Here is a 9699-nt window from a genome sequence, read left to right as displayed (position 1 = left end):
GACCCGTGCTGGCTCTCATTATCCAGAACAAGGCGGACTGCTCGTTCACGTACTTCAGCGGAAAACTTGTTCGTCGTTTTGCTCATGGTGCTCCATCCTACTCAGGAGTTGGAGCCTCCGGCAAACCCGGGGCGGTTCAGTAGGCCAAAACGAACGACTTTTTGGCGTAATTCGACAATTGTCGAATTCCACGCATAATTTATTGCACTATCAAATAGGCCCACTGAAACAGAAACGCAAAGCCGAATCATTCGCTCATCCCTGAGCTCCGGCGGTATCATGCTAAGTAGGCGTGGTAGATTATTCCAAGCGTACTCTATTTGACTTTTATCTGGCAATGAATTGCGAGGAACACCTAAAGCATCTGTCACTTGTACAAGAAGGTCATTTGTCCCGTCTGTAATTTCAGGTAATTTGTCCACGTCTTGCGGTACCAATTCAGACACGTTGGATCCATTTTTTGTCTCAAGAAATTCCACTACACATGCAAGATTCTTGATAAATTTACAATGATAAATTGCATTATGCTAAGTCACTCGAAAGGAGGGTTTTACCTCTGCGCGTTGCTTGTTCCGGACACTGATTGGGAAGAGGGGCACAGGACACGAAAATGGGTCTTGCCATCAGTGGCGGCCTTACGGCTTCACCAGCCGACATTGGGCGCTATCATCGCGAAGATTGAAGCATAGTCGCCATATTTACAGTCTATTTACCATAAATGTGTTGCCTTCTAACGGCAGTTTTGGGGTGGATGCCCTGTTATTTTCAGAGGGCGCGCGCGAAGACCTGCATTGAAAGCGTCTTGAAAGGATCTGCCCATGGCCTCGAAAATGAGTCGCCGCAGTTTCGTTATCGGCTTGCCGCTGATCCTGGCTGCCTGCCAGAGCAAAAGCTCGGGAACCGCGCCGCTCTCTTCGCATTTCGGCTTTGGTTCTACCGCTCCCTTGCCGGACTACGCGACCGCTTATGCTCCGTTCAGAGATGGCGGCTTTTCTTTGCCGGGCATTGCCTATCAGGATTTCGATCCCCGCTTCCTGCGCCAGCAGGTGCGCTACTCGACGCGATATCCGGAAGGGACCATTGTCGTCGACCCGGCGAAGAAATTTCTCTATCTGATTCAGCCTCGTGGGCGCGCCATGCGCTATGGCATCGGCGTCGGAAGGGCGGGCTTTGCCTGGAACGGGGAAGCCGTGGTTGGCTTCAAGCGGGAGTGGCCGAAGTGGTTCCCGCCCGACGAAATGATCGCTCGTGATCCGAAGCTGGAGAAATATCGGGACGGTCAGAACGGAGGTCCGCGCAATCCGATTGGCGCGCGGGGTCTGTATCTTTACCAGAACGGACGAGACACGCTTTACCGCATCCACGGCACCAATGCGCCCAGCAGCATTGGCACCAACGTCTCCAGCGGTTGCATCCGCATGTGGCAGCAGGACATCATCGATCTCTACGGTCGGGTCGACCTGGGTGCCAAGGTGGTTGTGCTGGGCTGAAGGCGCTGAGTGACTACTCGCTGATTTTTTCCGCCATGACGGAAATCGTCTGAACGTAGACGCTGGCCTTGTTCCACTTCTTCAAGACGTTGTAGTTGGCAGACCCGGGCGCCCAACCCTGACCACGACGCCAGCCGTGTTTGGCGAGGTAATTCGCCGTCGAGGCCAGCACATCGGGCACGGAGCGGATCAGGTCGCGCTTGCCATTGCGATCACCATCGACAGCATATTTGACGTATGAGGATGCCAGAAACTGGGTCTGCCCGATTTCGCCGGCCCATGCCCCCTTCATTTCCGCTGGAGACATGTCGCGTCGCTGAACGATGGTCAGCGCCGACACCAGCTCGTTCGTGAAGAACTTCGAGCGTCGGCAGTCATAGGCCAGCGTCGCGAGCGAGCGAAGAACGGACATGTTGCCGGAAAAGCCGCCGTAGTTTGTTTCAAGTCCCCAGATCGCCAGTATCACAGGCGCAGGAACACCATATTTCTTCTCAACCCAACGGAAGGTACGGGCATAGGTTTTGCCCAGTTTCTGGCCGCGCCGGATCATCGCGTTGTTCACGCGCTTGGCGTAGAACTGGTTGAAGCTGAGCTTGAAGGATTTCTGGTTCCGATCGAGTCGGATCACTTTCTTGTTGTATGTGACATTCTGCAGGGATGATTTGACCACGCGCTGTTTCAAGCCGTAGTTGGAAGACTGTTCAATGAATGCGTCGCGCCAGGCGTCGAAACCTCGTCCATCATTGCCGCAGCTGGCAGCAAGGGCCGGGGTGGCTATGAGCACAAGAAACGGACTGAAAAGCGCTAAAATCAAAAGGCGCATGAAAACCTCTCTCCGCGAGCAGAGCATAAAATTTATCTCGTCCGACGCTACGTCATTGAACGTGTCTCTGACAATCCAAAATGCGGTTTAAGGCTTGCCGGCTCAGAAGTTCAAAACTGTCTGCGCGCCTGTGCCGCGCCCAGATGCTCTGTCCCTGACCGGGGCTATGGGAGAAACTAGCTCCAGGTCTCAGGATCGCAACGAACAGGAGCGTATCTGATGAACGCGCAAGCAAGTGTGAGTACTGCCGAGCTTCCGCAGGACAGTCTTTTGCATCGGCACGTTGCCAATGGAGACTTTCTCGATTGTTACAGGATCCCGTCTTCCATGAAGGCACGGCCCGCCGCTGAAATCATCGTGACGTTTCCCGGTTGGGCGCAACTGCTCTTGCGGTTACGCAGGCTTGTAACCGCTCCATTTGGCCTTTCAAACGACGGGCCGGATGCCGCTGACAAGCTCGGCATCTTCCCTGTCGAGATGGATACTGCCGACGAGGTTTTGGCCGGGTTCAATGACAAGCATCTGGATTTCCGCGTCAGCGTGCTGGCGCGAGATGGTTTCGTTCATTGCGCGACCTGGGTCCATCCGCACAACATTGGTGGTCGGATCTATCTCGCAGCTATCCTGCCGTTTCACATCCTGATCGTGCGTGATTCTTTGAGGCGCGTTTTGAAATCTGAACTGGCGGCCGGCTGAGTCATCTGCGTTGCTGTGGCGCCGCCTGCGAAATTCTATCAAGCTTGCAACAAACCGGGGCAAGAAGAGCAAGAACGTCCCTATGGGGCACCTTTGACGGCACTATTGCGCCGCAGCAAACAGAGGGCTAGGCTCCGGCACCTTTCATCGAATGACGGACCCCCGCATGCTTCAGGCGGCCGGAGACTATGAAACGCTCCTTGCCAATTTCAGCTGGCAGATCCCGGAAAACTACAACATTGCGCAGAGTGTCAGCGACCGCTGGGCCGCACAGGACCCTGATCGCCTGGCCATTCGCCATGTGCGCGACGACGGGCCAAGCGAGAACTGGAGCCACCGGGCTCTTTCTGAGGCAGCCAACCGGTTCGCCAATGCGCTGAAGGCGAAGGGCGTGGTCCGGGGCGATCGTGTGGCTCTGTTGCTGCCGCAGGCGTCCCAGACCGCTATTGCCCATCTGGCGATCTACAAGCTCGGCGCCATCGCTGTGCCGCTGGCGGCGCTCTTCGGGCTGGAGGCGTTGAAATACCGCCTGTCGAATTCCGGCGCAAAGGCTCTGATCACCGATCTGGCCGGTCTGGCCAAGGTGACCGAGATCCGGGACGACGTGCCAGGGCTTGAGCTGGTGATCTCTGTCGATGGTGCGGACAGTGACGTTCTTGCCTTTGATGCGCTTCTGGAGGTTGCCGCTGACAGTTTCGAGACTGCCCGGACGTCTCCTGATGACCCGGCGATGATGATCTACACGTCGGGAACCACCGGCCAGCCGAAAGGTGTTCTGCATGGACACCGGGTGCTTCTCGGGCATTTGCCAGGCATTCAGATGTCGCAGAACTTCATGCCCCGGCAGGGCGACTTGCTCTGGACGCCATCGGATTGGGCCTGGGCCGGTGGCTTGCTCAATGCCCTGTTCCCGGCTCTACATCTGGGCGTTCCGGTGGTTTCTTTCGGCTTTCGAAAATTTGATCCGGAGCGCGCCTTCCGGCTGATGCAAGACGAGGGCGTTCGCAATGCCTTCATTCCGCCAACGGCTTTGAAGATGTTACGCGCAGTCGATCGTCCGACGCACCGGTTCGACCTGAATTTGCGCAGTGTCGGCTCTGCCGGTGAAATGCTTGGCCGCGAGACCTATGACTGGTTTTCTGAGGAATTCGGTTTTCACGTCAACGAGTTCTATGGTCAGACCGAATGCAATTCCGTTCTCGCGTCATGCGCTGAAGCGGGCGTCTCAAGATCCGGGGCGATCGGCAAACCTGTCCCGGGACATGAGGTTGCGATCATCGACCATGAAGGCAACGTGCTGCCGCCCGAAACGCTTGGCCAGATCGCCGTGAAACGGCCGGATCCTGTCATGTTCCTTGAATATTGGGAAAATCCTGACGCTACTACGGAAAAGTTCATCGGTGACTGGATGGTGACCAATGATCAGGGCCTGAAAGATGATGATGGCTATGTGCATTTCGTTGGCCGTGACGACGACGTCATCACGTCAGCGAGCTATCGCATAGGACCGGGTGAAATCGAGGATTGCCTTTTGACCCATCCGGCCATTGCCTTGTCCGCTGCCGTCGGCAAACCGGATCCGCTGCGCACCGAAATCGTCAAGGCCTATGTGGTGCTGCGAGATGGCAAGACAGCGGGAGCGGAGATGGAGGAAGACATTCGCGCATTTGTGCGTCAACGTCTGTCGGCTCACGAGTATCCGCGGGAAATCGAGTTTGTCGATGAATTGCCGATAACGACGACGGGCAAGGTGATCCGGCGCAAGCTGCGCGAAAAGGCGCGCGCCGAAGTTGACATCAAGGCCTAGCGCTCAAATCAAGGTTCTGGCCTAGTCTGTTCTACGCAGAAGTTTTCTTGCCACCTTCCGCATGCCGCCTTCCAGGGCCATGTCATACTTCGCTGCCATTTGCAGGGCATGACCTGGAGCGGAGTAAGCGCAAAGAAGCGTGCCGTAGCTCAGCCGTCCACGCCAAAGTGGCTCGATCATCGGGTGCCCTGGAACAGCAAGTGAATCGCCACCGGTAATCCCCGGATCTTGCAGGTTTCGTTCCAAAGCAAAGAGCGTGATCTGGGCGCCGGGTGAGAACCGGGCATAGGTTTCGTCAAAAGCGATTTTCCACGAAAAGGCCCTGCCTGAGTCGAGCATGATGATCAGCATGGCGATCGGCTTTCCGGCGACGCTAATGGTGTCGATGCGGACCCTGCCGGATGCCGCGAGCTTCGCTATCATCTCGCGCGCGAATCTTACCGTGTTCTGGTGGCTGATCAGCGCGGTCCCGCGTGTTCCCTTCCAGCCGGATGCTTCAAGCTGGAGAAATTTCTCGAAGTGTCGGGGCACCTCGCCGCCGCTGTGGCTTTCAAGCTGAACCTTGCCTTCCCGGGATAACCGCCGGATCAGGCGAGGGAGCTCCTTGCGTCTTTTGCCGCTGAAGGCCCTGGCAAACTGCGCTTCACCTTCCGCTCCAGCAGCATGGCTTGCACGCATGGAAACCGGCCCGCGACGGAAACTCCAGTCTCCGGTGTTCTCGATCGCTCGCGTGGTTGCGCTCTCGAACGGGAGATAAGGAAATGCAATCAGGGGCCGACGGGTTTTTTCCGCCGTCAGGGCGAGAAAAGCGGCTGGAACATTCTTTGGGGCCTCGACAGAAAGAAGCGGCGTGCCAAGAGGCCCATACTCAGTGGCCCAGCTGCTTGCGGCCGAAACGACGAGGCCAAGTCTTCGGCGGCCCATCGGCGCGGCCATAAGCCAGTCTCCGGTCTTGCCGCATCGGATGACGAACAGGCGAACACCCGACTTGCCGGTGTTTTCCAGAAAGGGAATGAGAAAATCGGGACCGAAGAACGGGTTCGGATCGAGAGCGTTCGTTGAGAGCTTCCGCCATGCATCCAGGTTGCCACCAACAGTGCAGGGGTCCAGAACCAGAGGCTCTAGAGCATCTTCTACCAAAGGGCTGTGACCGGACGCATCTGCGGGTTCATGGATCACGGTCGCGCACCGCCCGGTATGGCCTTCCAGGGCAGGACAAATGTTCGAACTTGCAGCTTTCGATGTGCGGTGGAGGCGAGGCTTACTGCCTCGAAAACTATAGAAAGGCTTGTCGCGAGTGCCGCGCCGGTGAGACCGAGCCAGGGTATCAGAAGAATGTTGAGCAGGACATTGATGGCAAAGGTTGCTGCGTAGATCTTGGCGCAGCTTTTCTGCTGGCCAGTCATTGTCAAAAGGGCGTCCGCAGGGCCAACGGAGGCACGGGCGAGAACGCCAATGAGCAGCACGGCAATCAGCGGGTAACCGGCTTCGAAACCTTTGCCAAACAGACTGAGCAAAAGTGGCGCTATCAGCAGCAAACCGAGGCCCGCTGCCAGGGATGGCCAGAACGTCCAGAAGGAGGCTTGTTGGACATAGGCAGCGAGGCCCTCGCGATCATCGGAATGGATGAACTTCGAGAACCGGTGAGCCGACGCCGCGCGGACTGCAAAATACACGAAATGCACCAATGCGAGTGTTTTGGATGCGGCAAAGTAGACGCCGACCTCTTCCGGGCTGTGCCAGAAGCTCACCATGATGACGTCAGCACTGGTGATCAGCTGCAGGAAGCCTTCGACCAGAAGCATTGGCAATGAGATTGCGAGCCAACTATTCAGTTCGATCTTGCGCGGGCCGGGAGACACTTGATCGCCAAGGCGCCTGTTCAGCATGAACAGCTGATAAAATGCGACAACCCAAGTGGCTGCGATCGCCGCGGCTGCGGCCGTGAGTGCGTTTGCCGGTTCGCCCGAAAAAATCAGCGCGAGTATCAGAGCTAGGATCGCAAGTGGTCGCCAGATATAGGTCGGCAGCATCGCAAGTGAGGACCAGTCGTAGCTGCGTGCGATGCCGTCCTGCACGCCGCCCAGGGCAAAGAGCGGCAGGGCCAGGAAAATGATGGTAAGTGGCCAGACGTAATAGGGCTCAATCACAGGGCTGAGAAGTTGAACGGTCACCATCCCCAGCGCGGCCAGTACAAACCCGGCAATTAGGGCGCTGAGACGGCTTGCTTTCAAGAACCCGCGCAGGCGCGCCAGATCGCCGTTTTGTGTGTACTCGGGGATGAAGCGATTGGGGGAGGAGGAAAAGCCGATACAAGCGAAAATGCCGAGAACGATGATCCAGGTCCAAGCGAGTGAGTAGATGCCGTATTCGTGGGCGCCCATCAATCGAGCGAGCATGATTTGCGACAGAAAAGCCAGGGCCGCGCCTGCAACTCTGATTGCGAATGTCGAAAGCGCCATGCGCGAAGCGCCGCCATCAAGAAGGGCGCGCAAACGATCAAACAGCGTACCAAGCGGCCGCAAATGCTGTGTCCATGTCTCGGTGAAAAGACGCAACCGGAAAAATCCCCAAGTTAAAATGCCGCATGGTTATCGCATGAGGGATTTAACATTCCGTCGCCTTATGATGACATCTGCGTGTGTTGCCGCTGTTCAGCCCAGGCTTACGAGTATTTTTGCGGCTTCAGGTGTCCTGAATACTGGTTCCCGCCAAATCGACGGACCTGGGTATTCCGTCAGGGTGTTGGAACTGCTTCGACGTAGTACCAGCGTCCGGACTTTTTCCGGAACAGGCTGTTTTCACGATGGGTGATCAGCTTGCCGCCTGAAAGGTAGCTTGCCTCGAAAAGCACTGTTCCCTCCCGGTCATTGGCCGCACCTTTCGTACTTCCGACAACCTTGAGGCCGGTCCAGTGGCTTTCTGATGCCCATTTCGCGGTTGCCGCAAAATCAAAGGACGGTTGGAACTTCGGCCAAAGCGTTTCCTTCAGATAAGCGATATTCTCGCGAACATAGGCACTGTAGCGCGAGCGCATTAATTCTTCCGCAGTTTCAGGTTTTGCACGGCCGGTGAGAAAACCCTCGCAGCATAGCTCAAAGGGTTTTCCGGAGCCGCAGGGGCAGGCATTTGAGGTCATGGCAGCGAGCTCGTTCGCAGAAGTAGTGACTTGTTGTGTCCTATCACCCTGTGCAGGTGCAGGCTATGACTTGGTCTTGGTGACTGACCGTCACAGCTCTCGGCTCTGCGCCCTGCCTGATCGAGCTGGATGCGGGGGGGCTTGGCGTGTGTTGCGTCTGGTCAACGTGCGCCAGGCCACTACGCCTCTACGTTTTCTTCCTGCGTGAGGCGGCGCAAATGGTTGAAGAACATCTCGGCCGCAATGGCGAGGAACGAGATCAACAGCACGCCGACATAGGTTGAGTGTTCCAGAAGTTCGGCCCGGTCACCCACGATGACATCGAAAATCGCAAAGCCGAGGAAGATTATAATGGAGAGGGCAATCGCAAGATCGGCGAGCCTTGCTGCACCAGGTTTTCCCTTGGCAAGATGGTAGCCGGCATAGAGGAAGGGCAGCGCGACGGCAAATTCGACAATGCCGGCAAACATCAAGGTCGGATAGACATGCGCGGCATCGATCGAGAGCCGATCGAAATACATCGTGAATTTCTCAATGCGATCGTTGCCCCACCAGCGGAAGCTGCCGAGGTCTTTCCGCGCGAGGATCTTGTCCAGGGCATTCAGAAACCAGAAACTGAACCAGAACAGGACAATAACAAGTGAAATAGGACGCTTAAGCGCGAACATGCGAGGCTTCTCCCACCAGGCTGAAACACGGACATGATCAGTGCAAGGCCTTTCCCTGTGGTTTAAGCCTCGGCGTTTTTACCGAGCAGTTTCCCATTACGGTAAATGAAGACTTGCGAAGCAGTAGGGATCGAAAACCAAAAAGGCCGACGATCTTGAGATCGTCGGCCCATGCGCCATTTGGCGAAATTTGGAGCGGGCGAAGGGATTCGAACCCTCGACCCCAACCTTGGCAAGGTTGTGCTCTACCCCTGAGCTACACCCGCATTTTTTGCTGAACTGCTCAGTCTGTAATCCAGACTTTCGAGGTTCCCGAAGGCCCCTGTATCAGCGAGGTGCGCAGTATATGGACCATGAAGAGATGGATTGCAACAGACAAATTACAGCAAAAATTTTATGCACACGCGTTGTGGATAATCGCCGGGGAAAGCTGTTTGAAAATCAAGGAATTCCGGGACTTGAGAGGGAATTCCGGCCTTGAGTTTTGGGGGGAGTTCGGGCTAGATCGGTCCTGTTGAGCTAGGAACAGGGTCACAATTTCATGCCGACAAGCCGCAACGATCTGATGGATTTTTTTACCGCTCACGGGATCCAGGTGAAGACACTCGATCATCAGCCAGTCTTCACTGTGGCGGAATCTGGCGATCTGCATGAGCGCATTCCCGGAGGCCACACAAAAAATCTCTTTTTGAAAGACAAGAAGGGACGCCTCTTCCTGGTGGTCGCGCTTCATGATGCGACGATCGACCTGAAAAAGATCCACCAGATCATCGGCGCACAAGGCCGGGTGTCCTTCGGCAATGCGGATCTCCTGATGGAGACGCTCGGTGTGGCGCCAGGATCTGTCACGCCCTTTTCGCTGATCAATGATCGGGAGGATCAGAACGTGACGCCGATTTTTGATGCCGCCATGATGCAGCACAATGTGCTCAATTATCACCCGCTGCTAAATGACGCGACGACCTCGATCGCGCGCGAAGATCTTTTGAAGTTTGCCAAAGCATGTGGACATTCGCCCCAGGTGCTTGCGGTGAGCGCAGAGGCGCAGGAACTGGGTTTGTAATTCATCTCCGTCG

9 protein-coding genes and 1 tRNA gene are annotated in these 9699 nt (G+C 56.2%); 4 read left to right on the top strand and 6 right to left on the bottom strand.

All coding sequences use genetic code 11. The features are described from left to right. Window positions 1–818 precede the first annotated feature (818 nt). A complete protein-coding gene (locus tag ABJZ52_RS18940) occupies window positions 819–1490 on the top strand; it encodes a L,D-transpeptidase (protein WP_348188508.1) in 672 nt (223 codons plus the stop codon). Between the two features lie 13 nt (window positions 1491–1503). Here the strand turns inward: ABJZ52_RS18940 and ABJZ52_RS18935 are convergent, their stop codons facing one another. Further along, window positions 1504–2313 (bottom strand): lytic murein transglycosylase, encoded by an 810-nt coding sequence (locus ABJZ52_RS18935; RefSeq protein WP_348188510.1) that lies wholly within the window; start codon window positions 2311–2313, stop codon window positions 1504–1506. A 219-nt stretch (window positions 2314–2532) separates the two neighbouring features. Between ABJZ52_RS18935 and ABJZ52_RS18930 the strand changes: the two genes are divergently transcribed. Further along, the gene (locus ABJZ52_RS18930; RefSeq protein ID WP_348188512.1) at window positions 2533–3009 is read left to right on the top strand and encodes a DUF2867 domain-containing protein; all 477 of its coding nucleotides are present in this window, start codon (window positions 2533–2535) and stop codon (window positions 3007–3009) included. A 166-nt stretch (window positions 3010–3175) separates the two neighbouring features. After that, window positions 3176–4816: an AMP-binding protein gene (locus ABJZ52_RS18925; protein ID WP_348188514.1), complete on the top strand. Its 1641-nt coding sequence runs from the start codon at window positions 3176–3178 to the stop codon at window positions 4814–4816. A 21-nt stretch (window positions 4817–4837) separates the two neighbouring features. Here the strand turns inward: ABJZ52_RS18925 and ABJZ52_RS18920 are convergent, their stop codons facing one another. From ABJZ52_RS18920 to ABJZ52_RS18900, 5 genes are all read right to left on the bottom strand, one after another. Beyond that, window positions 4838–5995, bottom strand: coding sequence for a GNAT family N-acetyltransferase (locus ABJZ52_RS18920; RefSeq protein ID WP_348188516.1), 1158 nt, complete (start codon window positions 5993–5995; stop codon window positions 4838–4840). Continuing rightward, window positions 5992–7374: a lipopolysaccharide biosynthesis protein gene (locus tag ABJZ52_RS18915; RefSeq protein WP_348188518.1), complete on the bottom strand. Its 1383-nt coding sequence runs from the start codon at window positions 7372–7374 to the stop codon at window positions 5992–5994. Before ABJZ52_RS18915 ends, ABJZ52_RS18920 begins: the two co-directional genes overlap by 4 nt. A 179-nt stretch (window positions 7375–7553) precedes the next feature. Then, window positions 7554–7955 carry a YchJ family metal-binding protein gene (locus tag ABJZ52_RS18910; RefSeq protein WP_348188520.1) on the bottom strand — a complete coding sequence of 134 codons (402 nt, stop codon included), beginning with the start codon at window positions 7953–7955 and terminating at the stop codon, window positions 7554–7556. A gap of 179 nt (window positions 7956–8134) precedes the next feature. Next, window positions 8135–8623, bottom strand: a complete 489-nt coding sequence (locus ABJZ52_RS18905) for a hypothetical protein (protein ID WP_348188522.1) — start codon at window positions 8621–8623, stop codon at window positions 8135–8137. A gap of 191 nt (window positions 8624–8814) precedes the next feature. Next, window positions 8815–8889 (bottom strand) — tRNA-Gly (locus ABJZ52_RS18900). A gap of 275 nt (window positions 8890–9164) precedes the next feature. Here ABJZ52_RS18900 and ABJZ52_RS18895 point away from each other — a divergent pair. Next, window positions 9165–9686 (top strand): prolyl-tRNA synthetase associated domain-containing protein, encoded by a 522-nt coding sequence (locus tag ABJZ52_RS18895; protein ID WP_348188524.1) that lies wholly within the window; start codon window positions 9165–9167, stop codon window positions 9684–9686. Window positions 9687–9699: the final 13 nt, after the last annotated feature.

The sequence above is a fragment of the Roseibium sp. genome (genome assembly GCF_039982295.1).
Classification (GTDB): Bacteria; Pseudomonadota; Alphaproteobacteria; order Rhizobiales; family Stappiaceae; genus Roseibium.
This window is presented reverse-complemented; position numbering and strand designations above follow the sequence as displayed.